This window comes from Methanosarcina thermophila TM-1 (assembly GCF_000969885.1).
Lineage (GTDB): Archaea > Halobacteriota > Methanosarcinia > Methanosarcinales > Methanosarcinaceae > Methanosarcina > Methanosarcina thermophila.
Genome location: NZ_CP009501.1, coordinates 1,037,166 through 1,064,089, shown reverse-complemented (window position 1 = coordinate 1,064,089; position 26,924 = coordinate 1,037,166). Strand labels below are relative to the sequence as shown.

The following is a 26,924-nucleotide window of genomic DNA, read 5'->3' as shown; positions in this document are numbered from 1 at the left end:
TAAGAAGAATGTCTCAAAAAATGTGCATTTTAAGTCTAAAATTCAGCTAATACGAGCAATCGCTTCGGCTTTTTTCGGAAGACCCGTAAAAGCTACCTCCCCATCAATAATAGTCGTAGGAACCCCAATTATGCCATATTTATCAATCAATGCCTGACCCTCCGGAGTTTCCACATCTATTTCTTCGTATTCAAAGTTGTATTCAGATTTCAGATCTTTCCAGAATCTACGAGTTGCCGGGCAGGCAGTACACCAGCTGGCATGAATAAGTGTAACTTTAACCATTATTAAAACCCCTTTAAAAACTGCAGTTATAAACCCATTGTAGTATTAATTTCCAAATATAAATAAGTTAATCGTGCCCGTAAACATAGGAAACAATGAATTTTTATCGTCCTGGTCGCTCCGAACAAAAAGCTTTAAACAAAGAGGATTCCTAAAACGGGCTATGCTTACATTTATAGGTCTGGGTCTTTTTGACGAATATGACATTTCTTTAAAGGGACTTGAAGCTATCAGGGAAGCTGACCTCGTTTATGCAGAGTTTTACACGTCCTGTCTTATGGGGACAAGCCTTGAAAGAATGGAGAAGCTTTATGGAAAAAAAGTTTTTCTGCTTTCAAGAGAGGATGTAGAACAGCATCCTGACTGGCTCAGCGAGGCAAGGAACAAGAAGCTATGTTTCCTGACAGGCGGAGATACAATGGTTTCCACAACCCATGTAGATTTACGCCTGAGAGCTGAAAAACTGGGAATAGAAACCCGCCTGATTCACGGGGCTTCAATTGCCTCAGCTGTCTCAGGGCTTACGGGATTGCAGAACTATCGCTTTGGGAGATCCGCAAGCATTCCTCATCCCTATGAAAGCGGGAGAGGCACAAGAGTAATCTCGGAAACTCCTTATGACATTATAAAACAAAACTTAGAACTTGGCCTGCACACCTTGGTCTTTCTGGATATAGACCAGGAGAAAGGTTATATGACTGTAAACACCGCACTTGAGCTTCTCCTGGAGGTTGAGGAAAAAAGAGGAGAAGGGGTTATAAGCGGAGCTGCAGCAGTAGGAATAGCCAGGGCAGGCTCGGAAAAACCTGTTGTAAAAGCAGACTACGTGGAAAACTTAAAAGACTTCGATTTTGGAAAACCTCTCCATATCCTTGTGATTCCCGGGAAACTGCACTTTCTTGAGGCTGAAGCACTTGTGAAACTTGCAGGAGCCCCTATTGGATTCATGAAAGAAGCAGAGTAAGGAGAACAACACACGCAAATAATAACAAAAATTAATATTCTAGCAAAGCTCGCGGTGATTAGAATGCCTGCAGATCTGGATGAAAAAGTCAAAAGGTACGAAGATATGTTAAAAAGGGCACTTCAGAAAGCAAAATACTTCCCAATACCAGCCTCTCATATGTATGCTGTTGCAAAGGATTATTATACGATGGCAGAAGCCTATTATAAAGATGGGGTTTATTTCCTGGAAAATAACGACCCTGTAAACGCCCTCGCATCTTTCAGCTATGGTCATGCCTGGCTTGATGCGGGAGCAAAACTCGGGGTTTTTGCAGTCGATGATGAAACGCTTTTTACTATATAAATGGGTAAGTGAGCATAAAAAGGAGAGAAAAGTCAAAAAATAACTGAGCCCTGATACCAGGGAGAAAGGATAGCATATTATATCCGAAACAGAAACAATTTATATACTTTATTCTATTCCTTAAATCCTGTAAAAATCTTTAACTTATCTGGAGATCTTCCTGAAAAATTTATATAAATAAGCATGGTGGACAGAATGAAGAACTTTCATGTGGTACTTGAAGCAGCTTGGTTGGTTAGAGATGTAAAGACGGCTGATGATGCTATAGGGGTTGCGATTTCTGAGGCTGGAAAACGCCTGAACCCTAAACTGGATTTTGTAGAGGTTGACGTAGGAACTACATCCTGCCCGGTGTGCGGCGAACCTTTCAGCAGTGTTTTCATAGCAGCGAACACAGCTCTTGTAGGTCTTATTTTTGAGATGAAGGTTTTTGATGCCGAGTCTGCCGAACATGCGGAAAGGATTGCAAAATCTGTCATAGGGAAATCCCTCAGGGACATTCCGTTGAGAGTTATTGAAGTGACCGAATTTGAAAGATCAACCGAGAAAGGCGAACAGCAGCAGAAGAGCAAAGCAGGCAAATAAACAGTTTTTCCGGAACCTGTAAGGATAAGAGAAATATTATGCTGCGGTTAGTTATGCCCCTGGTTTTTATATTACTGGCTTGAATAGATTTACGGTCGAGAAGAAACTTCTGGTAAGAAATGAGTTTTATCATTTAATTGAAGCCAGCAAAAACAAGTTTTACCATTCCGTCAGACTTGGTTTTTTAAATCATATCCAGCACAAAGACTCTGGGTATTTTCACAGCTCATAAGAAAAGAGGACACTACATGGACAGAGTAATTTCGGTTGTAGGGCATACTGCCCTTGATTACATAGTAAATGTTGAGAAAATCGCAGGAAAAAATGAGTCGTCCCCTGTTATTGACTACGAAGAATATCCTGGAGGAGGAGCTGCCAATATTGCAGTTGCCATCGCAAGGCTTGGGGGAAAAAGCCAGCTAATTTCTCCTGTAGGGATGGATTTTGAAAGCTCAGGATATGAAAAACTCCTTACAGAAGCCCGTGTTGACCTCTCCAGACTATACAGGCTTAAGGATCAGAAAATCTCCAAGGCATTTATTTTCACGGACAGGGAAGGCAACCAGGCAACCTATTTTTATTGGGGAGCCTCTTCAAAATTCAAAGATTTGGAGCCCGAACCGGTAGATTTTGTCCATCTTGCAACTGCAGACTCTATCTACAATTCAAAAATCGCACAGATTGCCGGCTTCGTCTCCTTTGATCCCGGACAGGATCTTGTTACATATTCGAAAGAAAACCTTGAGCTTATACTTGCCCATGCTGATATCCTTTTTGCTAACCGGCACGAAATCAGGCGGGTCTTAGAGATAACTGGAAAAAGCTTCTCTGAGCTTAAGGCTGCTATTGATATTATCGTGGTGACATATGATGCCGAGGGCAGCAGGGTCTATACAGATGAAGAAGAACTTATAATACCTGTGATTCCTGTCAGAGCTGTAGATCCTACAGGCGCGGGAGACGCCTACAGGGCTGGTTTTTTGCTGGCTTTCACCAGAGGGTATTCACTTTCAACATGCGGAAAAATCGGGTCGACTGTAGCCTCCTTTGTTGTAGAGACCCGGGGTTGCCAGACAGGTCTCCCCACATGGGAAGAAATGAAGACCCGCTATGAGGCTAATTTCGGAAAACTTGAGAAAGGATGCTGAGATTGTGAATATCAAAGACAGGATGATGAAAATTCAAAAAGTATATATTATAATGATCACGCATTATAATTCCCCGAAATAAGGAAAAAAAGTAACAAAAAAAGGAATGCAGATGAGACTCGCAGCACTGGTTTCCGGTGGCAAGGACTCGATTTTTGCCATATATAAAGCCCTCCTGGAAGGGCATGAAGTCACCCACCTGATAAATATAATTCCCGCAAGGGACGATTCCTATATGTACCACTCAATAAACCTCCACATGGTAGAATTAATCTCTGCCGCCTCTGAGATCCCGCTGATTCAGCAAGAATCAAGTGGAATAAAGGAGCTCGAGCTTGATGACTTGACCCTTGCCCTCAAGAAAGTGGATGTAGATGGTGTAGTCATAGGCGCGATTGAATCCCAGTACCAGGCAGGCAGAGTACAGAAGATCTGCGACTCCCTGGGACTTAAGGTCTATGCCCCCCTCTGGCACAGAGACCCTGAGGAATTGCTCACCGAAATGTCTAAAGTGCTTGATATTCGAATTGTCAGGGTTGCAGCTGACGGTCTTGATAAATCCTGGCTGGGTCGCCCTATAAACGTAAACTCTATTGAACATCTGAAAGCCCTGAACAAAAGGTACATGGTTCACATGGCAGGTGAAGGTGGAGAGTACGAGACTGTTGTACTTGATGCTCCCTTCTTCAAAAAACGCATTGAGATTGTGAAAAGTGAGGTTGAATGGCAAGGCGACACTGGCACTCTAAAGATCCTCGAAGCAAAACTTGTTGACAAAAATTGAGTAAAATTTTCTTTCTTATTATTCTTAATGTCTGATACTTGCATGTGTTTTTAAGTTTATTATCTTTATAGCCTCTCCCAATGGCTTTTTGAGACTTAATCTAAACTGTCAACATAAATTTCCGTTTAAAGGATTCTTTAAAAAATTAAGGTACTGCAAAAAATTTGATATAAATAGCAGTATATCCCTATTTTTATATAATATGATACATATTTTTGTATGTGAGGCATCTGAGAAAAACCTTATTCTGTTTTAAACCTCAGCCAACATTTTTACCCCCAACTCCCCACATTCCCAATACTCAGATGCCCATCCCCAATATAATCCACTAATACTGTCTTCTAATGCTTGTTTTCTAATACTTGTTTTCTAATGCTTGTTCTCTAATTATCTTTTTTTTAATTCCTATACAGATATAAAAATGGATAATAAAAACAGAATAGATAATAAAGATCAAAAGCAAATAATAAGACAGTTTAAAAAAAGAAATTCTCGTGGCAAAATCCATAGAGGAAATAATCTATGTGTTTTTAAACCTGTAGTGAAGGCTTTTAACGGATTCTCAGTTAACAGGATTCTTAGTTAACAGACTCTTAGTTAACAGAATTTTTAAGTTTTTACGGTATCTATCAAGTCTAGGATTCTCAGGGCAAGATGTGCACCATTTGCTCCGTTATCTATTCCTACACTTCCGACAGGTACACCTGGAGGCATCTGGGCAATGGAAAGCAGGGCATCAAGCCCTCCAAGTTTTGCACTAACAGGAACTCCTATTACAGGTTTTTTTGTTTTGGAAGCCACGACTCCTGGAAGGGCTGCTGATAAACCTGCAATTGTAATAAAGACCTTTGCATCTGTGCTTGAGATGTAGCTGTCAAGTTCGTCAGGGTTCCTGTGAGCGGAAATAACCATTACTTCATATGTGTATTTACTTTTTTCCAGCACGGCTACCGCACGATTGGCGACAGACCTATCGGATTCGGAACCCATGATTATTGAGATATCAACCATTTTTCTTTCTCCTCAGCATCAGGGCAGACTTCCCTTGCCACTCAACTCGTTCTGGCGTTCAATACTCATCTTGATAAGGATCTCAAAAATAGCCTTTATGGACCCCAGATCAAGATTGAGCTCGGTTGCAGCATTTAAAGCCCTGTTTATTACAACCTCATTTTGTCTTTGGTCATTTATCGAAGTTCCATTTATTCTTTTTGATTCAAGTACCTTCTCAGCCAAGTTTACTCTTTTATTAATAAGGGCAAGAATTTCCCTATCAATTTCTTCAATTTCTTTGCGGACAGCCTCAAGTTCGCTCAAGTGAACCCCTCGCTTTATAAAGACATTGCATCTCTGTTATTTATAGAGGTTTCTATAACCCTACCTTCTACTCCACAGCTTTCCCAGGCTGATCTCAGTTCTTTTACCTGTTCAGCTCGGACAAGTGCCGCATATGAGGGTCCTGTTCCGGATAGGCTTACTCCTTTTACCCCGAGCTCAAGTGCTCGAAGCATATGTTCCGTGCCAAAGCCAAGAGTTCCGCAATAGAGGAAACCATTGAGCGTCATGGCTCGTTCATATTCACCTTTTAGGGCAAGTTCGTAAGCAATTTCCACGTACGGGGCTATAAGTCTTGAGCGCTTTACATCTGTATCCGCACTGAAAGCTTTCTTGGCAGGCGCAAATATCAGGACTTTTGAATTAAACTCCTCACGCCTGAGAAGTTCCATTTTACGGTTATCGGTAACCACAATTCCCCCAAAAAAAGAAGCACACGCATCATCAAAGGCGCCTGTTATAGTAACCCCTACTTTTTTTGCAGCCGCCACCCCCAGTTTTACTATCTCAAGAGGCGGTAAAGTCTTCCCAACTGCACGAAGGGTTGCAAGGACTGAGGCATTTGCTGCGGCACTGCTGCTCTTGAGCCCGCCTGCCAGAGGGATCTCACTTCTTGTCTTTACTGTACCTCCCATCTCAAGCCCGAACCGCTCCAGGGTCATTTCGACACACTGCTCAATAAGACGGGTATCCCCTTCAGGCATTTCCTCGATAAAACCTGAGATTCCTCTCTCATCTTCTGAAAGTTCGACTTCTGCAAAGGTCAGTAAGTCAATTCCAAATGCAGCGCCCTTCCATGTTGCTATGGCATTTATTATGGTTCCTGCCCCTGATGCGCAGGCATTCCCTTGAAATGTCATCAAGTTCAGAATGCGCTGTTCTTTAATATTTTTTGCTGTATTTCTTCATAGAACCTGATTATGCTGCCCAAAGACAGGACTCAAGATTCATCAAGAAAGCGGGAATCCCCATATATAAATAGTTAGATTGAGCGGTGTATAGAAAAAGTGCTTTGTTACCAGGAAGTACTATAAAATTATGAATAAATATTCCTGATCTCAAATTTATCAGATTTAACCCGAAAGGTCGCTGTAAGGGCGCTTAAAAATTATTGATTATTACCTTGCACTGATGAAAGCCAAATCTGGAACAGATGAGCAAAACCCTGTCTGAGGAATGAGAAATGTTCCTCACCTGAAAGGTAAAGGTATTGCTGTTTTTAGTAAAATATGCTTGAAGTAATAAAAAAATTAGATATATAGCTAAGATCTTAAACTCGAGGGAGATTTACCTTTCAATGCCCTGAGCTATACAAAAAAATATACTGTAATTTATAAAAATAATCTTAATTTTTAAAAGATATCTTGAAATATCTAGAGGAAAACTGAGCTGTAAAAGCTGGTATTTAACATTAAATCAGGTGGATATCGGAAGATATTCTGATATAAATGATTTATATTTTTAAGGTTGAATGAATAAAAATAGGAAAAAATATAAAGGAATGTGCAGAACATCAGTGCACATACAAAAATTTAATACAAATAAAAGAATTTCAGGAGAAATAATATCTCTTGAATAAAAAGCTTTTTATTCAAAATAAAAAGCTTTTATCATTGTGGTGAGGGAATAAGGCAATAAAAGCAATTTATTTATATTCTGATGTTATTTCCACGGAGGCACTTTCTATTTTACCGTAGAAAGGATCCGAAACCCCCTGTTTATACCTGGATGTGCCGGAAAGGGAAAGGAATATCTCCAATTTCCTCTGATCCTCTCACTACAAACAAATGGAAATTACTTATATGCATGGATCAATAAATCAAAAATTTACTATAATTACCAACCCATACAGGAAAGCAATCCGAGAAATCCTTAGGTGCTGTGCTTTTCCCAAAGGAGGGAAGCTATGAATATGATAAAACGATTTAAGGTAAGCTTTTCAAAAATATTCAGTAAGCTCTTCAAGAAAAAAGGAGCATGCATAGGAATCTACGGTCCCCCCAATGCCGGCAAGACAACCCTCAGCAACCGGATCCTCAAGGACTGGGTAGGAGGCGACGAAACAATGGGTTCTGTTTCTCATATCGCCCATGAGACCAGGCATGCCAAACGAAGGAATGGAATAGTTATCGAGGCAAACGGGCATACCATCAACCTTGATATCGTAGACACGCCCGGGCTTGCTACAAAAATCGATTTCCACGACTTCATGGAGCAGGGAATGAGTGATGCCGAGTCCAAGAAGCGGTCCAAAGAAGCAACAGAAGGGGTAATCGAAGCTGTCAAATGGCTGGATGACCTCGATGGTGTCATACTGGTTATGGATTCCACCGAAAATCCTTATACCCAGGTAAATGTAACGGTAATAGGGAATATGGAAGCCAGGAACCTTCCACTTCTTATTGTGGCAAACAAAATAGACCTTCCTGATGCCGACCCAGCCGTCATAAAGGAAGCCTTTCCCCAGCACCCCATGGTGCCAGTTTCAGCACTTGAAGGAATTGGAATGGATTCGTTTTATGAAGCTCTGGCAAAACAGTTCGGGTGATCTACATGCAGGGAATTCAGCTTGATCTAATATCCGAAGCCCGAATTTCTCAGATGGCTTCAATGGAAAAAGTCCGATATATAATCGATGAGGTAAGGAAAGGTAAAATACTGGTGCTTGAAAAGGGCCTGAACCCTATGGAGGAAGCAAAGCTTATAGAAATGACAATGTCAGCAATCCAGCCTGATGTGTTTTCAGGTATTGAAATGCAAAGTTATCCTGCAAACTCTGAGGGTTCGCTGCTGGGAAAATTGTTCAAAAAACAGAGCAGTAAACGACTTACAGTAATAGGACCTGCAAACCAGCTAAAAACCCTTAAGAAAGATAGGAACCTCATAAGTGCACTTGTCTCTACAAGTAAATAAACGAAGTGGAAGCAATGTGTGCCCAGAAGACCCAAGACTCGGAAGCTATAATCTTCCCTCCCCAGTCCCTCGGCTCCTTTGAGATGGGCAGGAATGACGTTAATGTAACCTGTACTTATGGGAAAATCGCAGTATGGTTTGGACGGAAGGTTCCTGATCACATTATAGCGCAGATACTCCTAGGGATTTCAAAAATCGATCAGTCTACGGTTCATGAGTTTGAGATAATCTGCAGCTTTGATGAGATCACGGAATATGAGAGTAAAGGGTACACGCTCGTGTCCTATGGAAAAACAGCCGGCGGCTATCGCGTAAACTATAGTATTCCTTTCTCCAATAAAAAAGCTCTTTTCCACTTATCAAAATTTATACTTGAAGAACTCAAGAAAGGAGATGCACGTAAGGACTTTTACTGGAATGGGAGTGACTGCGATATACAGAGGCTTTATCACGAATTTAAGAACAATATTGAAAATTGGGAATTGAAAGCTATTAATTACAAGACCGACCCGCAAACAAGCAAGTAAAAACCTGCGCTGGTGCTGCGGCAGGATAAAAGGAAAGTTTCCAAAAACTTATCCTAAAATCCACATCATAAACTTAAAGGGAGTGGAGCAGGCTTTTGAAAAAGCGCTTCAGAATAAATGTCATTTTTGACGCAGGCTTTCAATTATTGATGCAGTCAGGTAGATAAAACTTTAATCTATTTAGTGAATTAGGTATTTAACCCAATGTGTTTTGGAGAACTCATATGGAAAAAGTAACTCATGTGGAAAAAGTTCAGGTAAACGACTGCGAAGAAGTATTATTATCAATGAGAATGATTGCAGAGACCCTCAATGAGGTAATTGATGTACTTGACAGAAAAGCCATAAAGGCTATGATCCAGAAAATTCTTGAAGGCGAAAGAATCTTTTTGATGGGAGCCGGAAGGTCAGGGCTTGTTGCCAAGGCTTTTGCAATGAGGCTTATGCACCTTGGATTCAGCGTGTATGTGGTAGGCGAAACCATAACTCCTGCTGTTAAGCCAGAGGATGTTGTAATTGCTATCTCAGGGTCAGGGGAAACCCGCTCTATAGCAGACCTCGGAAAAATAGTAAAAGATATTGGCTCGACCCTCATAACGGTAACTTCCAAAAAAGAATCTACACTTGGTAGAATCTCGGATATAGTTATGATCCTTCCGAGCAAGACCAAAAACGACCTTGATGCAGGCGGCTACCTTGAAAGAAATTTACGTGGGGATTACAAAAACATGCCTCCTCTGGGCACATCTTTCGAAATTACCTCGTTAATTTTCCTTGATTCTATAATCGCGCAGCTGATAACGCTTACAGGTGCATCGGAAGCCGAACTTAAGTCAAGGCACACAAACATTGAATAAAAATAGTCCATAAATTGTCGGAAAACAGTGGGTATATTCAGAACAGTTATTTGCAGGGATACAGGAGGGCTCAATTTGAAAGGAATAAAATTTTCTGAAAACGTCACCAGGATAGACACGTCTGGGATTAGAAAGATTTTCGAAGCTGCAGGGTCGGATGCAATTAACCTTGGGCTTGGGCAGCCGGATTTTGATACCCCGGAGCATATCAAAGCTGCCGCAATAAAAGCCATAAACGAGGGCTTTACGGGTTATACTGTAGGTACTGGAATCCCGGAGTTGAGAGAAGCCTTGAGTACCAAGTTCAGGGAGGAAAACGGGTTTTCTGTTTCCCCGGAAGAAATAATTGTAACTTCGGGAGCATCCGAGGGGCTTACAATTGCCCTTGCAGCTCTTCTAAATCCCGGGGATGAAGTCCTCATTTCAAATCCTGGCTTTGTTTCTTATAATGCACTGACTGAGATCCTTAACGGCAAAGCTGTGAGTGTACCGCTTGCCGAAGACCTCACTATGAAGCCTGGTACTGTGCTTGAGAAAATTACCCCGAAAACGAGAGCCATTGTCCTGAATTCCCCTTCAAATCCCACAGGTGCAGTTGCAAGCAGGGCAGATATAAAAGCCCTTGCTGAAATTGCTGATGACCACAATATAACTATTATTTCTGACGAGGTCTATGAATACTTTATTTATGAAGGAGAGCACGTAAGCCCTGCCAGCTACTCGGATAATGTGATTACGGTAAATGCTACCTCAAAGAGCTATGCTATGACAGGCTGGAGACTAGGGTATGTGGCAGCCAGAAAAGATTACATTGACCAGATGCTGAAGGTGCACCAGTACATACAGGCATGCGCTAACTCAATCGCTCAGAAAGCCGCTTATGCTGCCGTGACAGGGCCCAAAGATTCTGTCAATGCCATGCGCGAGGAGTTCAGAAAACGCAGGGACGTGCTTGTAAAAGGCTTGAGCGAGCTTGGAATGGAATGTGCCCCTCCAAAAGGCGCTTTCTATGCTTTCCCGAAAGTTTCGAATTCCACAGAGATCGCCTCGAAAATGATATCAAACGGCATTATTGTCGTTCCCGGTACAGCTTTCGGAAGCGAAGGAGAAGGCTACATCCGGATATCCTATGCGGCATCGATGAAAGATATCGAAAGAGCGCTGAGCATCATGGAAAAGGTGCTCTGAGAAACTATCCAAAGAATAATACTCTGAGAAATATTCTGAGAAATATATTTCTCAGATTTCTCAGATCAGGATTTTTTTGTCAAATATTCTGCTGCTATCTTTCATAGCAGCACTTCAGCCAATTACTTCAGCCAATTTAGCTTGAAATTGCTAAATTACTGAGTTTATTAGAAGAGTATAGATTTATACTCACTCTCAGCAAGCTGAGGTGATTCTCTACAAAATTTATGAGACCTCTATTATATACAGATACATAACTGAAGCTAGATTACAGATACATAATTGAAGCTAAATACATCATATTAATTAACAAAAACGAAAGAGATAATTGCTATCAGTACATAACTTTTTTTCATTATAAAAACAGGAAAGTTAAAAATGGATAACTGATCCGAACACGGATTCTCTCTGCTCATAAGAAAGAAACCATCAACAAGCAGAAATCGGGATCTCAGAAAAGATTATTTATCCGTTGATCTTGAGAATTTAGAATATCCTCATAAAATAATCCTGGAAAAACATATGAAAAAGAAATCTGTGCGTTTGCTGTCTTTAAATAAAGGAATATTTGCTCTTACCTGTATTCTTTTATTGCTGAGCCCTGCTTCCGGCTCAGCCTCCATGCCTGAGAGCTGGCTAAAGTACTCCTTTTATGGAACATCCCAGAGCCCGACAGGAATTTTTCTGACCGAAGCCCAGGCATTTCCTTTACTTATTACCCAGGATCTTATGCTTTCCCTTACTACAGGAAGTCGGGAAGGGAAAAGTAAACATATAGAGAGGATCAGCCCCTTCTTGCTTCTGACAGCAGGCGTTATGGCAGGCTTTAACCCCTGTCTACTCGCAGTAATGGCTTTTCTTGCTTCAGTCACCCTTGCCCAGCATGGAAGAAGAAGAGAAATGCTCGAAATCACACTTGGGTTTTCGATAGGGATCTTTACAATGTATATGCTTGCAGGATTGGGCATACTCAGTGTTGTTAATTTCCTGCCTGAAATCCAGGAAAGTTTTATAGACGCTTCAATCCTGCTCATTGCCCTGCTCGGTTTCTGGCATATCTTTGATGCCTACTGGCTGAAAAAGCATGCAAAAACTACTTTCAGGACTCCTGAACCACTGAAACGGTTCATGGCAAAAATGGACAAAAACAACCTTCTGCTGCTGTCCTTCCTCTCCGGAAGCATGTTTTCTCTAGTTAAAGCCCCCTGCGTAGGAGCTATCTTTCTCTCACTCCTGAGTATTCTGGCAACAAAAACCGACATTGTAAGGGGAACATTATACATGGGTATTTATAATCTGGGGCTTCTGCTTCCTGTAATTGCCCTGGGTCTCCTTCTTGCCTCCGGACTCAGCCCAAACAAAGTAACAGAATTCAGGGAAAGATGGAGAGTAGAGATCAGACTGACAACCGGCTTTATACTTATTTCTGTTGCCCTCCTCATGCAATTTGGAATAATTTAAGATGAAATATCGCGCAAAAGTTTAAAAAATCTGAGCCGTCTCCCGAGATGGGACTCGAGCATCAGATTGCAGGCTCAGTATCAGGTTCTTCGGAAGGAGAGGATAGGCGCTTTTCTTCAATCATCTCCAGAAGTCTGTCCATGACTTCTGTAATCCCTTCCCCAGTAACCGTAGAAATATTAAACTCTGCCTCATCAAGTTCCTGGAACTCAGGTCTGTCAGCTTTATTTGCAACCACAAGAATAGGAAGCTTGAAGTTCTCTCGAATTTCGGCAAGCAGGCGTTTCTGCTCCTCGATTGCGTATCCGCAGCTTTCACTGGGGTCAATTATGAACATTACGACTGCATCAAGGTAACGAATTGCGGTAATTGCCTGTCTTTCAATATCGTTTCTTTCGGACATCGGGCGGTCAAGCAGGCCCGGAGTATCCATAACCTGGTAGCGCACCCCATCGCGTGTAAAGTGCCCGATTGTTACTCCTTTTGTTGTGAAAGGATAGGGAGCTACCTCTGGGCTTGCACCTGTAATTTTCGAAACGAAACTTGACTTCCCAACATTCGGATAGCCGGCAACCACAATTGTAGATTCGTCCTGGACGTCAGGAAGCTTCCTCAAAATATTTCTGGCTTCGTTGAGGAAAAGAAGGTCTTTGCTGATGGATTTGATAATTGAGGCAAGCCTTCCGAAAGCCTCTTTCCGGACAGGCTCAGGAACCTCCGAAGCCCGGATTTTCCCAACATAACTCCTTGCAACCTCATGGATCTTCCTGCTTGCCCAGTCCACAGATGCAAGAGACATCTTGAGCTTTTCTACACCTACCAAAATGTCTGTAAGCTCATAATAGAATCTGGGTAAGCTTTCAAAACTCGGGAATCTCCTGACTATATTCGCAAGGTTATCCGTGAGAATGTTTGCAGCGGTCAGCAGCATGGATTCATTTGCTCTGAACCGACTCTCCCTGCTATCAATAGTTTTCCCAGCCATAGCTCGTGCTGACCGCTTGAAGGCTTTATTAATTAATTCATCGGAAGTAGGAACTGTACGTATTTTCTCAAAGATCATCATGTTCTAACCCTCTGGGGCTCTGCTGAGCATATAAACCTTATTATGGATGAAAAGTTTTAACAAAACAAACACGCAAGTAAAAGTCTTGCAGAGATTCCTGAAGGCGATCCCCTGAGAGGGAATTTATTTTCAGGTTTTATATTTGTAATTATAAATCCTGGTGACAACTTCAATGTAAAGTGAAGAACCAGGAGGATATTCAAAGCAGAACCGGACTCTTTTTATATTTGTAATAGTAATGTGTAATTATTTGTAATCATTAATTATGTAAATATCTGCGTTAACTTACATTATTGATGTATAGGTTTTATACATCATCCTTATAAAGGTATATGAAATTAATGGTGGTAGTATGGAACTCACTCCGATTCAAAAAGATATTCTTATAGCATTAATCAACCTTCAGCGGCAAAAAGACCGGGCAATCAAAGGGGAAGAAATAGCCGAGGTCATCCAGCGTAATCCTGGGACTATCCGCAATCAGATGCAGTTATTAAAAGCCCTGGGGCTTGTGGAAGGAGTACCCGGACCAAAGGGAGGATATAAACCCACAGGAGCAGCATACGACGCATTACGGATACAGCAATTGAAAAATGAATCAGTGGTTCCCATCTACAGAAACAATGTGTTAGTTGAGGGAGCTACGGCTTCAGAGATTAGTTTTACGACTGTCAGGAACCCTGATGTATGCAATGGAGTCATCCGCGTAATAGGAAACACAAAAGACTTCGTTATGGACGACAAAATTCAGGTAGGTCCCACGCCTGTAAACCGCCTGATAATTCGTGGAGAAGTCATAGGAAGGGATGATACTAACAACTCTATTCTTTTCAATATTACTGAAATGATCTCTCTCCCTAAAAAACATGTCAAACATTATATGAAATATCCTCCTCTGCTTGTGAACCTGAATGCAAGTATCCAGGAAGCAACCCGACTTTTCATCAGGAACAATGTTCACGGCGCTCCTGTAGAAGACAAAGGAAAGATAGTGGGAATTGTTACCTATACTGATATTGCCCATGCTATTGCCCAGGGAAAAACGAACGTAAAAGTCAAAGATATTATGACAAAGGAACTCATCACAGTTGACGGAGATATGCAACTCTACGATGTGGTAAAACTCTTCCATAAGTATAATGTTGGAAGGCTTATCGTAACCATTAACGGTGTACCCAAAGGCACGCTGTCGAAAACCGATGTTCTGAACGAACTGGCAGTATATTGAAAAGCAGAATTTTTTGCGGCTTCCTGAAAGCTTTCATAAGAGTTTCCTGAAGCAGCCGAAAACCTGGAATTCCTAAATTCTTTTAGGTTATGGATTATTTCCATGCTCAAACCGGGAGGTAAAAACCTCCAAATCTTCAGTCCCTTTTCATTCTTTCATGCCTGGCACTAAGTTCGGCTGCAATTTCATCCAGGGTAATGTTGTTTGCAGCAAGCAGTATAAGAAGATGAAAGATCAGGTCTGAACTTTCCGAAACAATCTCGTCATGGTCTTCGTTCCTGACTGCAAGAATAGTTTCAATTGATTCTTCTCCTACTTTCTCAAGAATCTTATTCATTCCTTTAGGGTGATTCAGGAGCTTGCAGACATATGAGCACTCGTCATAATTCTGTTTTCGATCCAAGATGATCTCATATACCCTGTTCAAAATTGATAAATCGGTATCCGTCATTCTAACACCTGTTAATTAGACAAACATTCAAAAAGTCAAAAGCCAGAAATCTCAAAAAAGTAAAAACAGGAGATTTTTCAAACCTTCCTTGGGTCAGTAATTTCTCCGGTAAGAGCTGACGCTCCTGCAGTTGCAGGGGAAGATAGATACACAAAGGATTCAGGACTTCCTTCTCTGCCTTTAAAGTTGCGATTCGAGGTTGCAAGGCCCACTTCTCCAGCCCCAAGCAAGCCGAAAGAGCCACCCATACAGGGTCCGCAGCAGGGGAATTCTACGATTGCACCTGCATTTATAAGTTTTTCTATATATCCAGCTTTCAGGAGCTTTATATACTCGGTCCGTGATGCGGGAACAACAATCAGGCGAACGCCCTTTGCTACTGGCTCATCGCCCATAATATCAGCCATGATTTTGATATCCTCAAACCTGCCATTCGTGCAGGAACCTACAAAGATCTGGTCAAGTTTTGTGCCTTCAACTTCGGTTACGGGTTTCACGTTATCCACATTGTGAGGGCAGGCAACCTGGGGCTCAAGGTCCGATACATCGTAGTGCCTAACTCCTACATATTCTGCGCCCTCATCGGATTTCCAGTATGGGTCAAATTCATAGTATAGGATTCTCTCTTTGAGGTAGTCTGCAGTCACTTCATCTGCTTCGATAATTCCTGCCTTTCCTCCCATCTCGATTGCCATATTGGACATGGTCATGCGCTCAGGAATAGAAAGAGAACGAATTGTTGAGCCTCCAAACTCAGCAGCCATATACCTGACTCCTTCTACTCCTACATCGCCTATTAGGTGAAGAATAAGGTCTTTTGAGTAAACCCTTTCTGGCAGGCTGCCTTCAACTTCAAAGCGGAAAGTTTCAGGTACCCTGAACCAGAGCTTGCCAGTAGCAAAGACCGCTGCCATATCAGTAGACCCTATGCCCGTAGAAAACGCCCCCAGTGCGCCATATGCACACGTATGCGAGTCCGAGCCAACTATTAGATCTCCTGGCAGCACATGCCCTTTCTCAGGAAGAACCTGATGGCAAACTCCTTCGTATACATCATAATTTAAAATGCCCTGTTCCTCAGCAAATTCCCGAAGCATAATATGGTTTGCTGTGGCGTTGATAGAATCCGCAGGAACTTGGTGGTCAAACACGATCACTATTTTCGTAGGGTCCCAGACTTTTTTCTCTTCTCTGTCTTTCATTATCTCGTAAAAGCCTTTGACTGCCAGCGGACCTGTAATGTCATGCGTCATTGCCAGGTCTATATTTGCCAGCACGAAATCTCCGGCCTTTACGGGACTTCCGGAGGCCTTCGAAAAGATCTTTTCCGAAACGGTCATCGGACGATTTTCATTAGCAGACATTCCGGTCATGGGGAATAACTGGCTCTTTCTAATAAATAAATTTAATTGATGGTGTACTATAGCAAAAAGTCAAAAGTCTTTCAAGCTCATAAAGAGACGAAGCTTTTTTAAAAATAGATAAGTTTAGCCTGCAAATCCTGAGTTTCTGTTAGTCCTGGCTGTTAACCAATAATTCAGTACTTCCCAGGCTGTCGTGAACTATACAGGTACATGTGCGGCTCATCAGGCTCATTTTTGCAATCTCAAGACCCTTTTTATCTCTCCTGAAATCTACAAACTTTTCATACATGACAAGGGTGTCCTCAAGTTCCGAAATATACCTCATGAGGAGATCTTCAGCCAGTTTTCGGCTGTCCTCGATCGAGATTGGATACCCGAGCCCCTCACATTCGCAAGTGTGCAATCTCAATCCTTCAATATAAAAGGGATAAGTGCTGCAGAGCATAGGGCGAACCGGATATATCTGGCACCTGTGGGTATCTTTCTCGATAAAAATACAATCCCCATTTTTCTTTCGCCTGAGTATCCATCCAAAAGCATGAATCTTGCCCTCAAGATCAATACACTCCTGAAGAGACTCAAGGGATTCAGGAGAGAGTTGCTCTTCATTTTCCTCTGACTGCCTGAAAGAAGGCTCGGGGTGGTTTTCCTCATCTTCCTGGTTTTCATTCGGGATAGGAATTTCAGGTATAAATGGTTCTGCAACCTCTAATTTTGACAGACCTGTATGCTCTCGAATTCTCTCGATCTCGGAAGGAATTACCGCTACCCTGTTGTCCCCGAAAGCCCGCCGACAGCATTTTCCACAACGCTGGCAATAGAAGCCGATTCTTCTGATTTCAGCTGCAAGCTGTTCAGGGTCAAGTTTATGAGCCATTTCTATTTCTTTCTTGAGACCAGCAATAAGAAGGAGCTGATAGTCAGTTTTTCTGGATTCCTGCTTACTGCCTGTGCTGGATGCTTCCATATTAGTGAGTCGTCTCCTGCTAGTACATCAAATTAACGCAAGCGACAGTTAACGCCAAAATATTTGAATTATCGCAAGCTTTTTGGAAAAAATATTTGATCACAAACTTTTTAGAAAAAAGTTTGATCAAAAATGGCGTGGCGGCGTGGTCAAGCGGCGCAACGCTTGGTGATAAACCGGCGCAACGGTTTCGCTCAAGCCTTTTTTGAAAAGGCTTGCGGCACAAACTTTTTTAGAAAAAGTTTGATCAAAAACAGCGTTTTCGCTCAAGCCTTTTTTGAAAAGGCTTGCGGCACAGCGCTTGCAGTACAGCGGTTTTTAATTAAATGCAATAAGAAACTATATATCAGGGAACTAGGTTTAAACTTTGTGTGTATGTGGCAGACATTACTCAAAAAATTTGAAAAATATCCTGCACAGGCAAAAGTGCTTAAATTGCTTTTTGAGCGAGGATTCCAGGTAAACGAAGAAGGAAAGGTCACCTCCGGAGGCATTGAGATAGCACATACTCAGCTTGCAAAGGAGGCAGGTGTTGACCGGCGGGTGGTTGACGCAACTACAAAGACTATTATTTCAGACGAACTTCTAAGCACGATTTTTAAAAATGTACATTCCATCCCTTTCCTTAGAGACGTAGCCCCTTCTCTTGGCTTGGGAGTGATCATTATTATTCCCGAAGATGCATCTCACGTTGGTATCCTTGCAGAGGTTGCAGGTCTGATTGCTGAGAGCAATGTAAGCATCCGGCAGGCAGTCTCAGATGATCCCTATCTAACTGATAATCCAAGACTTACCATAATTACCGACAAGAAAGTACCTGGAGAGCTCGTGGACAAAATCCTTAAGTTACCCTCGGTCAAAGGCGTAAGCATTTATTGAAGCTCTTTCACGCTTCAAATTAAGATTCCGGAGATAAAATGATATTTGATAGGAAAACTTGCTTAAAAGCAGTCTATTCAATTGAAAATGAATTTTTATAGTTATTGATTATTTTCTCTTTCTTCTAAAAATGGAGAGTACCAGAGCTATTCCCAGAAAACCCAAAAATAACTCACGCATGGAAATATCTCTTAACTCAATTTCGGGTACCGAATCCGCTGTCAGATCTTTAATGAGATCTGCAGTTCTGAAGATTTCTTGCTCTACTAACAGCGCAAGTTCCGCAGCAGATCGGGTTCCGGTAAAGGATAGGATAAAGTCACCAGCAGAATCAAGGTTTTCCCTGTTCAGAACTCCATCTATCCTTTTACCTATGTTTCTACGACCTAAGCCCTGATCTTCAATGCCCTCCGGATCATTGTCTTCAGCGATGGATTGGTTTATCGGCTTAAGAACCGTAATAACGATACCAGTTGTAGAACTGCCATTATCATTTCTTGCTGTAAGCCAGACGGTATAATTTCCAGGGCAGCAAAAAGTATGTATGGGGTCTGGGCAGTAAGAACTCTTCCCGTCTCCAAAGTTCCAGCATAGTGAGGCTGCATTTTTGGAAGTATCAAAAAACTGTACCGTAAGAGGAACATACCCTTCTGTAACATTGGTAATAAATTTAGCCTCAGGGAGTATCGGAACCGAAGGGTCCGGAGCTTTCAAAACATTTATGGTCATACTGGTCGAGTCGCTGCCGTTCTCGTTAGTAACGGTCAGGGTAACCGTGTAATCGCCTTCATCGGTAAAAGTATGCAAAAAATCCGATGTGTTTGAAAGGCTCAGGTTTCCAAGACTCCATAAATGTGAGCTGGCATTCTTAGATAATTCCGTGAATTCGACTGTGAGAGGGGCATACCCAATTGTAACATTGGAAGTGAAAATCGCTTTCGGCAGTATAGGAGGCTGTGGAACGAAAGCCATTAACGGTCTGTAATCCATACTCTTTGTCCGGCGGTTGACGACATAAGCCATGTCGCCGATACCATCTCCATCCTCATCCTTGCCTGTGTAATCACTCCAACAATTGCCTGAGGTCAGGTTCCAGACATTGAATTTATCATCCCTGGCATTATTCGTATTATTGAAATAATTGCTGTATATCGTATTTCCTGAAGAAGTAAGTGACCTGATGCCGCAGTTAGTGTTTGAATATACGAGATTATTGTACAGAGTGTTATTTTCAGATTTAAACAGGCAGATTCCAATCTTATTTCCAGAGATGTTGTTGTTATTTATGATACAGTTTTGAACACTACTCAGGTAAATCCCGCATTTGCTGTCAACTATTGAGAAGCCGCTAATTGTTACGTTGCTGGCAACTACCTTGAATACATTGCTGTCTGCGTTCTCTGCGCTTATAACCGTGTCAGAAGGAACTTTTGAATCTGAGATAATTGTCAGATTATCCTGGTCGATTTGAATGCTTTCATTATATTCTCCGGGCTCTACGATAATAATATCGCCATGGGAGGCGTTATCTACTGCAGCCTGGATTGATTCTCCCGGGGACACATAAATATTTTCCACTGCTCCGGTTTCTGAAATTGGGAGCAGCACTAGAGATATTGCAAGTAAGAAGACCCATCTGAAAGTTAGATATTTTGACATTTTAACCAGCATATCGACCAAGAAATTTATAGAATTATTTTTTAAAAGGATAGCATATAAAATTATTGATTTAAAAAGAATATTAGAAAACAGAATTTAAAATTAAAGTCTATTTAAAGACTTTGTTAGAAAAAAATATCCAGAATATCTTTCTCAGGCTTATTTGCCTGCAAAAATACCCAATATAAAAATTTGGAGCACAATTATAAAATAGTGTCTTACTATTAACCTTCTCTAAATTTCAATTATCGGATTAAATTAATATCCTGCAGCAAATTCTGAGAAATAAAGACTGGCTTGGTTAAGTTTAAAAATCTGCTCTTAGAAATATAATTATATATTTGGGTTGTTTTCTAAATCCGAGAAATTGTTTGCTTTAAAGCGCAGACTTAGTTCTACTATGTTTCAGACTTAGTTCTACTATGTTTGTTCTTATGCTTCCTGCAATTCCCTGTTAATAGTATGACCTGATAGAACTTTAATGATAATGTATATTAATTATAATTCTTATTAATACCAAAAGGAAAATTAACACGATTCTAAAAAAATGATTACATAACTCTGAAAAAATAATTACAATAATTCTGGAAAATAACCCACAATAATTCTGAAAAATAACCCACAATAATTCTTAAAGAAAAGTTTCCCTTTTCAAGTATTCAGTCAAATCTGCAAAGCCAAAGGTTTTTAAGCAGATCTTAAGTTATTCTTGAAAAATCCAGCTGGAGAAGACATATCATGCAGGAAAAAATAAAAGAGATCGCAGATCGAGTACGTGAACTGCGTGAGCTATCGGATTTCACGGTCAGAGATATGGCAGAGTATCTGCAGGTATCCGAAGAGACTTATGAGAAATATGAAAACGGAAGCGAGGATATTCCGGCAAGTATACTTTTTGAGATCGCACAGAAGTTGCGCGTGGATATGGCTACCCTCCTGACAGGAGAAGAGCCGCGCATGAATATTTTTACAGTCACACGGGATGGAAAAGGAGTTAGCGTTGAGAGAAGGAAGCAGTACAAGTACCAGAACCTGGCTGAAAAATTTATTCACAAGAAAGCTGAATTTTTTATAGTGACAGTCGAGCCCAAACCGCCCGGAGCAAAACCTGAAACCAATTCCCACCCTGGGCAGGAATTTAACTATGTACTGGAAGGAAGCCTGAAGGTCTATATCCACAATAATGAGATTATCCTGAATAAAGGAGATTCTATTTACTTTGATTCCTCTTATAAGCACGCCATGGAAGCTCTGAATGGAGAAACAGCCAGATTCCTGGCAGCTATAATGTAATAATACAATACAGCTCGGTTTGATAATACGACTCAATGATAATTTGCTTGAGGATATTCGGTTTGATAATATCTGATTTAACGCAGTCAACTTGACCTGCATTTAACCTGATCTGATTTATGTTTGGTCTCAAACTGGCAGAAAAATCGAGAAGCAGGGCAAAATCAGGATTAGAATCAGGCACTGAAGCCCTCAAAAACATACAAGCTATGAAATAAGCAGATAAAACGGGTGTCCAAATGACCTCTTTGCTCAATAAATTTGTTTCCAAAACCGATTTTGATTCCTATGAGGATTTCAAAGAGAATTTTAAAATCCTTGTTCCTGAAAACTTCAACTTTGCCTATGACGTAGTCGATGTCTATGCGAGAGATTCCCCTGAAAAGCTTGCTATGGTCTGGTGTAATGATGAAGGGGAAGAGAGGCGCTTTACTTTCAAAGATATGAAGTACTACAGCGATAAAGCCGCGAATTTCTTTGCAAAGCATGGAATAGGGAAAGGCGACTATGTAATGCTCACCTTAAAGAGCAGGTATGAGTTCTGGTTTTGTATCCTTGCACTGCATAAACTGGGAGCCATTGCCGTACCTGCAACACATATGCTCAAGACGCGGGATATTGTATACCGGATCGAAAAAGCCGGACTAAAGATGATTGTTTGCATAGCGGAAGATGGAGTTCCCGAACAGGTAGACGAAGCACATTCCCAGTGTGGGAATATCCCACTCAAAAAAGCAGTAGTTGGAGGAAAAGCTCGAGAAGGCTGGATTGATTTCAGGAAAGAACTTGAAGAGGCTTCAGCAGATTTTGAACGTCCTACAGGCGAGGCTGCTACAAAAAACAGCGATATTTCCCTCGCTTATTTCTCCTCAGGGACTGCTGGTTTCCCGAAAATGGTAGAACATGACTTTACCTACCCTCTAGGACACATTCTCACTGCAAAATACTGGCAGAATGTGGAAGATGACGGGCTTCACTATACGGTTGCAGACAGCGGCTGGGGAAAATGCGTATGGGGAAAACTCTATGGGCAATGGATCGCAGGTTGTGCGGTTTTTGTCTATGACTATGACCGTTTTGATGCCAAAAACTTGCTTGAAAAAGCCTCGAGACACGGGGTTACAACTTTCTGTGCCCCGCCTACAATCTATCGCTTCCTGATTAAGGAAGACCTCTCAAAATATGATTTCGGTACCCTGAAATACGCGGTTGTTGCAGGTGAACCTCTTAACCCTGAGGTATACAACCGATTTCTGGAATTCACCGGAATAAAGCTTATGGAAGGCTTCGGGCAAACTGAAACTGTTGTGACCATTGCGACCTATCCCTGGATGGAACCTAAGCCCGGATCAATAGGGAAGCCATCTCCTGGTTTTAAAATCGAATTGATGGACAGGGACGGCAGGATCTGTGAAGTCGGGGAAGAGGGAGAAATCGTCATCAATACAATGGAAGGAAAGCCTGTAGGGCTCTTTGTTCACTACGGAAAAGATCCTGAGAAAACTAAGGAAACCTGGCACGATGGCTATTACCACACAGGAGATATGGCCTGGAAGGACGAAGACGGCTACCTGTGGTTTGTGGGAAGGGCTGACGATATCATAAAGACCTCAGGATACAAAGTCGGACCCTTCGAAGTAGAAAGTGCCCTTATCCAGCATCCTGCGGTGCTTGAATGCGCAATTACAGGTGCTCCTGACCCTATAAGAGGCCAGGTTATCAAGGCAACTGTTGTGCTCACAAAAGGGTACACACCCGGAGACGCGCTTAAAAAGGAACTTCAGGAGCACGTAAAAAGAGTCACTGCCCCTTACAAGTATCCACGCATTATAGATTTTGTTGAGGAACTTCCAAAGACCATCAGCGGAAAAATCCGCAGGGTTGAGATCCGGCACAAAGACCAGGGTTTAGAAAGCCAGGAATGATCCTGAGAATAGTCTGAAGAAAAACTGGAAAATTTAGCTACGGAGGATCGGATCCAATTAGTATAAACAGGATCAGATTTAATTCTGTCCATTTTGACCCTGGAATCAATAAGTCTCGGATCAGATTAAAAAAAGAAAAAGAAAAGAAAGAAATAAGTATCTTAAACCTTGTGAAAAGTTTACTCTGAGAAATCTGATTTCGGATTCATTTTGCAATTAATTATTCCCGTTAATTTAAGAAATTTTAATTTACGGAATACAACGACTATTCATGCTACATACGGGATTAGCAGACTTATGGTTTAGATTGTAAAAAATAAATTGATAATTCAAGGCTTTCATTCTGTCACAGAAACCGGATAAAAAATCACGGACTTAAAAAGTTCGGGGAAAAAATAAAACTCCGGATGGTCCCAGATCCGAAAATGGACCTGAAAGCTGAGAAGAGCCCAAAGGGCAACTGAAAAAGGAATAAAATGAGGATTCATATGCCAAAGGATGATAAAAAAGAAGCATACCCTGTTATTAATACTCTGGAGTGTAAAGCCTGTGGGCGCTGCCTTCTAGCCTGCCCGAAAGATGTGCTTTTCATGAGTGAAAACCTGAACTCACGGGGCTACCATTATGTGGAATACAAAGGAGAGGGCTGCTCAGGCTGCGCGAATTGTTATTATACCTGCCCAGAACCGCTTGCAATCGAGATTCATATCCCCCTGAAAATTGAGGAAGCGGAATAAGGCAGAAAAGGAGGAAAAATATGGCAACACGACTCATGAAAGGTAACTCCGCAGTAATCGTCGGGGCACTCTATGCAGGATGTGATTGTTTCTTCGGATACCCGATTACTCCGGCAAGTGAAATTCTGCATGATGCGTCCAAATATTTCCCTAAAGTAGGCAGGAAATTCGTTCAGGCTGAATCCGAAGAGTCGGCCATTAACATGGTCTACGGAGGGGCGTCAGCAGGGCACAGGGTTATGACAGCTTCTTCAGGCCCTGGAATTAGCCTGATGCAGGAAGGGCTTTCCTACCTTGCCGGTGCCGAGCTTCCCTGCGTACTTGTAGATGTTATGAGGGCAGGTCCAGGCTTGGGGAACATAGGACCTGAACAGGCGGACTATAATCAGGTGGTAAAAGGCGGGGGGCACGGAAACTACAAAAATATAGTGCTTGCCCCGAATTCAGTGCAGGAGATGTGCGACTTTACTATGAAAGCTTTTGAGCTTGCTTTCAAGTACAGAAACCCCGTTGTGGTACTTGCAGATGGTGTGCTCGGGCAGATGATTGAGTCCCTTGAGTTCCCAAAGCAAGCTATTGTTCCTGAAATCGATACCACCTGGGCTGTCAACGGTACAGCCGAAACCCGACATAACCTGATAACCTCGATCTTCCTGGACTTTAATGAGCTTGGAAGATTTAATGAAAAACTGCAGGCAAAGTACGAGCTTATAAGGCAGAACGAAGTCGATTATGAGGAATACCTGACCGAGGATGCTTCTATTGTCCTTGTCTCTTACGGGATCAGCAGCAGGATTTGCAGGTCAGCTGTGGATCTTTCAAGGCAGGAGGGTATCAAAGTAGGGCTTTTCAGACCAAAAACGCTCTTCCCATTCCCTGAAGCGCCGTTGAAAGCTCTGGCAGACAAGGGTTGCTCCTTTATTTCCGTGGAAATGAGCAACGGACAGATGAAAGACGACATCAAGCTTGCAATTAGCTGCTCACAGCCTGTGGAACTCGTAAACCGTATGGGAGGAAACCTGATCACCCTTGACCAGATTATGGATAAAATCAGGAAAATTGCAGGGGAGGCATGAAAATGGCAGCAGAAATTATTAATGGAGAAAAAGTTATTGGAAGGCCAAAAGCCCTGTATGCGGATTACCCTCGCAAAGGAGGGGCAGCTTCAACAGCCACTCACTACTGCCCTGGCTGTGGGCATGGGGTTTTGCACAAGCTTATTGCCGAGGCAATTGACGATCTCGGGATTCAGGACAGAACCATTATGATCAGCCCTGTGGGCTGTGCGGTCTTTGCTTACTATTATTTCGATACAGGCAATATTCAGGTTGCCCATGGACGGGCGCCTGCGGTAGGAACAGGGGTTTCCAGAGCCGAAGAAAATGCCGTGGTTATTTCTTACCAGGGAGATGGAGACCTTGCTTCCATAGGCCTGAATGAGACTCTTCAGGCTGCAAATCGGGGTGAAAAGCTCGCAGTCTTTTTTGTAAACAATACCGTTTACGGAATGACAGGAGGACAAATGGCACCTACAACCCTTGTGGGTGAAAAAACCACAACATGTCCTGAGGGCAGAGATCCCAGGTTTGCAGGCTATCCTCTCCATATGTGCGAGTTACTGGACAACCTTAAAGCTCCGGTTTTTATTGAGAGGGTCTCAGTTTCGGATATTTCCCACATAAGAAAAGCCAGAAAAGCCATAAGGAAGGCGCTTGAGATCCAGCGTGATGGCAAAGGATATGCTTTTGTTGAGGTTCTTGCTGCCTGCCCGACTAACCTCAGAATGAATGCGGAACAGGCTGTCCGTTTCATAAATGAGGAAATGGAAAAAGAATTCCCAGTCAAGAACTTCAGAGACAGATCCGAAGAAGTCGAACCTCTCCACCGCGGAGTCAGTGACTTTACAACTGAAACCCTTGAGAAGCTGTACGGCATTGAGGCGGCTGCTGAAGAGAAACCTGCCAGAACGGATTTTGCCCCGATCCAGACCAAAATTGCAGGTTTTGGAGGGCAGGGTGTCCTCAGCATGGGCATTATCCTTGCCCAGGCTGGAGTAAAGGCAAACCTCAATGCATCATGGTTCCCATCCTATGGTCCGGAGCAGAGAGGGGGCACATCAAACTGTTCGGTTGTTATTTCAGGACAGCCCATAGGCTCTCCTACGGTTTATACCCCTGACATCCTGATAGCTATGAACCGTCCTTCCCTTGAAAGGTTCAAAGGGACAGTCCGTGAAGGAGGGCTTATCCTCTATGATTCCTCTATTGGCGAGGTCGAAACGCCTGCACATGCCAGAGCCATTTCAGTCCCTGCAACCGAAAAAGCCAAGGAAGCTGGTTCAGAAAAGGCTGCCAACTCATTCATGCTTGGAGTCCTCGCTGGTCTTAACGCAACAGGTCTGGAAGAGGAAGTCTTCAAGGAAGCTCTTGCTGAAAACTTCGCAGGGAAGCCTAAAGTTATTGAGTTCAACCAGATGGTTCTCGAAGCCGGAGTGCAGTGGGCAAGAGAAAACGTGAAAATCTGAAGATTTTAAGGCATGAAAAAAAATTGAGTTTTGAAAAACTGCGTTGTGGAAAAGACGGGTGGAGAAGAGGCTTCTCTGCCTATGGTGTTTTTTACCTTTCTCTAAGGATTCTCAAAATAATTTTGTAGCGGCTTTCAGGTGGTTTTCAGTAATTTTTAAGCAGCCAGCAATTTTTTTGACTACTCAGTATTTTTCTATTAATCAGGCTGCTCTTTAATCCCTTGAATATCCTGCTAACTTTCAGAGTAGTCTGAATGGATAATCACTATTGGGAGACATGATCTCAAGAATTTAATACAGGCACTACAATTGATTGATAAAAGAGGTATATTTAAAAGGTTTGAATCTGGAGTCAATCATAAGCTTTATTAACGCCGAATGACATTGTAAGAAAAAGAGAGGCTTTTAAAAATTGCTTTTAAAAGTGCTTGCTAAAAGG

The 26,924-nt window shown here is 42.1% G+C and carries 27 protein-coding genes; 18 read left to right on the top strand and 9 right to left on the bottom strand.

Annotated features, from left to right (window positions below; genetic code table 11):
• Positions 1 to 42: 42 nt before the first annotated feature.
• On the bottom strand, positions 43 to 285 hold the full coding sequence (locus tag MSTHT_RS04490; RefSeq protein ID WP_048166742.1) for a glutaredoxin family protein: 243 nt from the start codon (positions 283 to 285) through the stop codon (positions 43 to 45).
• A 163-nt stretch (positions 286 to 448) separates the two neighbouring features.
• Here MSTHT_RS04490 and dph5 point away from each other — a divergent pair, with 163 nt between their 5' ends.
• The 5 genes from dph5 to MSTHT_RS04465 all read left to right on the top strand — a co-directional run bounded on the left by dph5 (position 449) and on the right by MSTHT_RS04465 (position 4,111).
• The gene (gene dph5, locus MSTHT_RS04485) at positions 449 to 1,249 is read left to right on the top strand and encodes a diphthine synthase (protein WP_048166741.1); all 801 of its coding nucleotides are present in this window, start codon (positions 449 to 451) and stop codon (positions 1,247 to 1,249) included.
• 63 nt (positions 1,250 to 1,312) lie between these two features.
• Positions 1,313 to 1,594: a DUF357 domain-containing protein gene (locus MSTHT_RS04480; protein WP_048166740.1), complete on the top strand. Its 282-nt coding sequence runs from the start codon at positions 1,313 to 1,315 to the stop codon at positions 1,592 to 1,594.
• A gap of 195 nt (positions 1,595 to 1,789) precedes the next feature.
• Positions 1,790 to 2,179: a DUF555 domain-containing protein gene (locus MSTHT_RS04475; protein WP_048168383.1), complete on the top strand. Its 390-nt coding sequence runs from the start codon at positions 1,790 to 1,792 to the stop codon at positions 2,177 to 2,179.
• Between the two features lie 248 nt (positions 2,180 to 2,427).
• Entirely contained in the window at positions 2,428 to 3,327 is a 900-nt protein-coding gene (locus tag MSTHT_RS04470; protein ID WP_048166739.1) for a carbohydrate kinase family protein, read from the top strand.
• Positions 3,328 to 3,439: 112 nt separating this feature from the next.
• On the top strand, positions 3,440 to 4,111 hold the full coding sequence (locus MSTHT_RS04465) for a diphthine--ammonia ligase (RefSeq protein ID WP_048166738.1): 672 nt from the start codon (positions 3,440 to 3,442) through the stop codon (positions 4,109 to 4,111).
• Positions 4,112 to 4,720: 609 nt separating this feature from the next.
• On the opposite strand, the gene MSTHT_RS04460 is transcribed toward MSTHT_RS04465, so the two are convergent.
• The 3 genes from MSTHT_RS04460 to MSTHT_RS04450 are packed head-to-tail and all read right to left on the bottom strand — an operon-like array spanning position 4,721 to position 6,306.
• Positions 4,721 to 5,122: a 5-(carboxyamino)imidazole ribonucleotide mutase gene (locus tag MSTHT_RS04460; RefSeq protein ID WP_048166737.1), complete on the bottom strand. Its 402-nt coding sequence runs from the start codon at positions 5,120 to 5,122 to the stop codon at positions 4,721 to 4,723.
• 18 nt (positions 5,123 to 5,140) lie between these two features.
• The gene (locus tag MSTHT_RS04455; protein ID WP_048166736.1) at positions 5,141 to 5,428 is read right to left on the bottom strand and encodes a chorismate mutase; all 288 of its coding nucleotides are present in this window, start codon (positions 5,426 to 5,428) and stop codon (positions 5,141 to 5,143) included.
• Between the two features lie 14 nt (positions 5,429 to 5,442).
• On the bottom strand, positions 5,443 to 6,306 hold the full coding sequence (locus tag MSTHT_RS04450; protein WP_048166735.1) for a shikimate kinase: 864 nt from the start codon (positions 6,304 to 6,306) through the stop codon (positions 5,443 to 5,445).
• 1,046 nt (positions 6,307 to 7,352) lie between these two features.
• Between MSTHT_RS04450 and MSTHT_RS04445 the strand changes: the two genes are divergently transcribed.
• From MSTHT_RS04445 to MSTHT_RS04420, 6 genes are all read left to right on the top strand, one after another.
• Positions 7,353 to 7,994, top strand: a complete 642-nt coding sequence (locus tag MSTHT_RS04445; RefSeq protein ID WP_048166734.1) for an Era-like GTP-binding protein — start codon at positions 7,353 to 7,355, stop codon at positions 7,992 to 7,994.
• A 5-nt stretch (positions 7,995 to 7,999) separates the two neighbouring features.
• Positions 8,000 to 8,359, top strand: coding sequence for a DUF2073 domain-containing protein (locus MSTHT_RS04440; protein ID WP_048166733.1), 360 nt, complete (start codon positions 8,000 to 8,002; stop codon positions 8,357 to 8,359).
• Positions 8,360 to 8,373: 14 nt separating this feature from the next.
• Complete coding sequence (locus tag MSTHT_RS04435; protein ID WP_048166732.1) at positions 8,374 to 8,886, top strand: hypothetical protein; 513 nt, start codon at positions 8,374 to 8,376, stop codon at positions 8,884 to 8,886.
• A gap of 224 nt (positions 8,887 to 9,110) precedes the next feature.
• A complete protein-coding gene (hxlB, locus tag MSTHT_RS04430; protein WP_048166731.1) occupies positions 9,111 to 9,743 on the top strand; it encodes a 6-phospho-3-hexuloisomerase in 633 nt (210 codons plus the stop codon).
• Between the two features lie 75 nt (positions 9,744 to 9,818).
• Entirely contained in the window at positions 9,819 to 10,931 is a 1,113-nt protein-coding gene (locus tag MSTHT_RS04425; RefSeq protein ID WP_048166730.1) for a pyridoxal phosphate-dependent aminotransferase, read from the top strand.
• A 522-nt stretch (positions 10,932 to 11,453) separates the two neighbouring features.
• Positions 11,454 to 12,392 carry a cytochrome c biogenesis CcdA family protein gene (locus tag MSTHT_RS04420; protein ID WP_231588191.1) on the top strand — a complete coding sequence of 313 codons (939 nt, stop codon included), beginning with the start codon at positions 11,454 to 11,456 and terminating at the stop codon, positions 12,390 to 12,392.
• Positions 12,393 to 12,453: 61 nt separating this feature from the next.
• Here the strand turns inward: MSTHT_RS04420 and MSTHT_RS04415 are convergent, their stop codons facing one another.
• Complete coding sequence (locus MSTHT_RS04415) at positions 12,454 to 13,458, bottom strand: NOG1 family protein (protein WP_048166729.1); 1,005 nt, start codon at positions 13,456 to 13,458, stop codon at positions 12,454 to 12,456.
• Positions 13,459 to 13,810: 352 nt separating this feature from the next.
• On the opposite strand from MSTHT_RS04415, the gene MSTHT_RS04410 reads away from it, so the two are divergent.
• Entirely contained in the window at positions 13,811 to 14,686 is an 876-nt protein-coding gene (locus MSTHT_RS04410) for a CBS domain-containing protein (protein ID WP_048166728.1), read from the top strand.
• Positions 14,687 to 14,822: 136 nt separating this feature from the next.
• On the opposite strand, the gene hisE is transcribed toward MSTHT_RS04410, so the two are convergent.
• From hisE to MSTHT_RS04395, 3 genes are all read right to left on the bottom strand, one after another.
• The gene (gene hisE, locus MSTHT_RS04405; protein WP_048166727.1) at positions 14,823 to 15,137 is read right to left on the bottom strand and encodes a phosphoribosyl-ATP diphosphatase; all 315 of its coding nucleotides are present in this window, start codon (positions 15,135 to 15,137) and stop codon (positions 14,823 to 14,825) included.
• Positions 15,138 to 15,214: 77 nt separating this feature from the next.
• Positions 15,215 to 16,501 carry a 3-isopropylmalate dehydratase large subunit gene (locus MSTHT_RS04400; protein WP_181952191.1) on the bottom strand — a complete coding sequence of 429 codons (1,287 nt, stop codon included), beginning with the start codon at positions 16,499 to 16,501 and terminating at the stop codon, positions 15,215 to 15,217.
• Between the two features lie 148 nt (positions 16,502 to 16,649).
• The gene (locus tag MSTHT_RS04395) at positions 16,650 to 17,468 is read right to left on the bottom strand and encodes a YkgJ family cysteine cluster protein (RefSeq protein WP_048166725.1); all 819 of its coding nucleotides are present in this window, start codon (positions 17,466 to 17,468) and stop codon (positions 16,650 to 16,652) included.
• Positions 17,469 to 17,843: 375 nt separating this feature from the next.
• Between MSTHT_RS04395 and MSTHT_RS04390 the strand changes: the two genes are divergently transcribed.
• On the top strand, positions 17,844 to 18,347 hold the full coding sequence (locus MSTHT_RS04390; protein WP_048168381.1) for an amino acid-binding protein: 504 nt from the start codon (positions 17,844 to 17,846) through the stop codon (positions 18,345 to 18,347).
• A gap of 108 nt (positions 18,348 to 18,455) precedes the next feature.
• On the opposite strand, the gene MSTHT_RS04385 is transcribed toward MSTHT_RS04390, so the two are convergent.
• Positions 18,456 to 20,006: a PKD domain-containing protein gene (locus MSTHT_RS04385; RefSeq protein WP_048166724.1), complete on the bottom strand. Its 1,551-nt coding sequence runs from the start codon at positions 20,004 to 20,006 to the stop codon at positions 18,456 to 18,458.
• A 738-nt stretch (positions 20,007 to 20,744) separates the two neighbouring features.
• On the opposite strand from MSTHT_RS04385, the gene MSTHT_RS04380 reads away from it, so the two are divergent.
• The 5 genes from MSTHT_RS04380 (at position 20,745) to MSTHT_RS04360 (ending at position 26,485) form a co-directional block, all read left to right on the top strand.
• Positions 20,745 to 21,299, top strand: coding sequence for a helix-turn-helix domain-containing protein (locus MSTHT_RS04380; protein ID WP_048166723.1), 555 nt, complete (start codon positions 20,745 to 20,747; stop codon positions 21,297 to 21,299).
• Between the two features lie 239 nt (positions 21,300 to 21,538).
• Positions 21,539 to 23,224, top strand: coding sequence for an AMP-binding protein (locus MSTHT_RS04375; RefSeq protein ID WP_048166722.1), 1,686 nt, complete (start codon positions 21,539 to 21,541; stop codon positions 23,222 to 23,224).
• 488 nt (positions 23,225 to 23,712) lie between these two features.
• Positions 23,713 to 23,961 carry a 4Fe-4S dicluster domain-containing protein gene (locus MSTHT_RS04370; protein ID WP_048166721.1) on the top strand — a complete coding sequence of 83 codons (249 nt, stop codon included), beginning with the start codon at positions 23,713 to 23,715 and terminating at the stop codon, positions 23,959 to 23,961.
• A gap of 20 nt (positions 23,962 to 23,981) precedes the next feature.
• Entirely contained in the window at positions 23,982 to 25,037 is a 1,056-nt protein-coding gene (locus MSTHT_RS04365) for a 3-methyl-2-oxobutanoate dehydrogenase subunit VorB (RefSeq protein WP_048166720.1), read from the top strand.
• Positions 25,038 to 25,039: 2 nt separating this feature from the next.
• The gene (locus tag MSTHT_RS04360) at positions 25,040 to 26,485 is read left to right on the top strand and encodes a 2-oxoacid:acceptor oxidoreductase family protein (protein WP_048168380.1); all 1,446 of its coding nucleotides are present in this window, start codon (positions 25,040 to 25,042) and stop codon (positions 26,483 to 26,485) included.
• Positions 26,486 to 26,924: the final 439 nt, after the last annotated feature.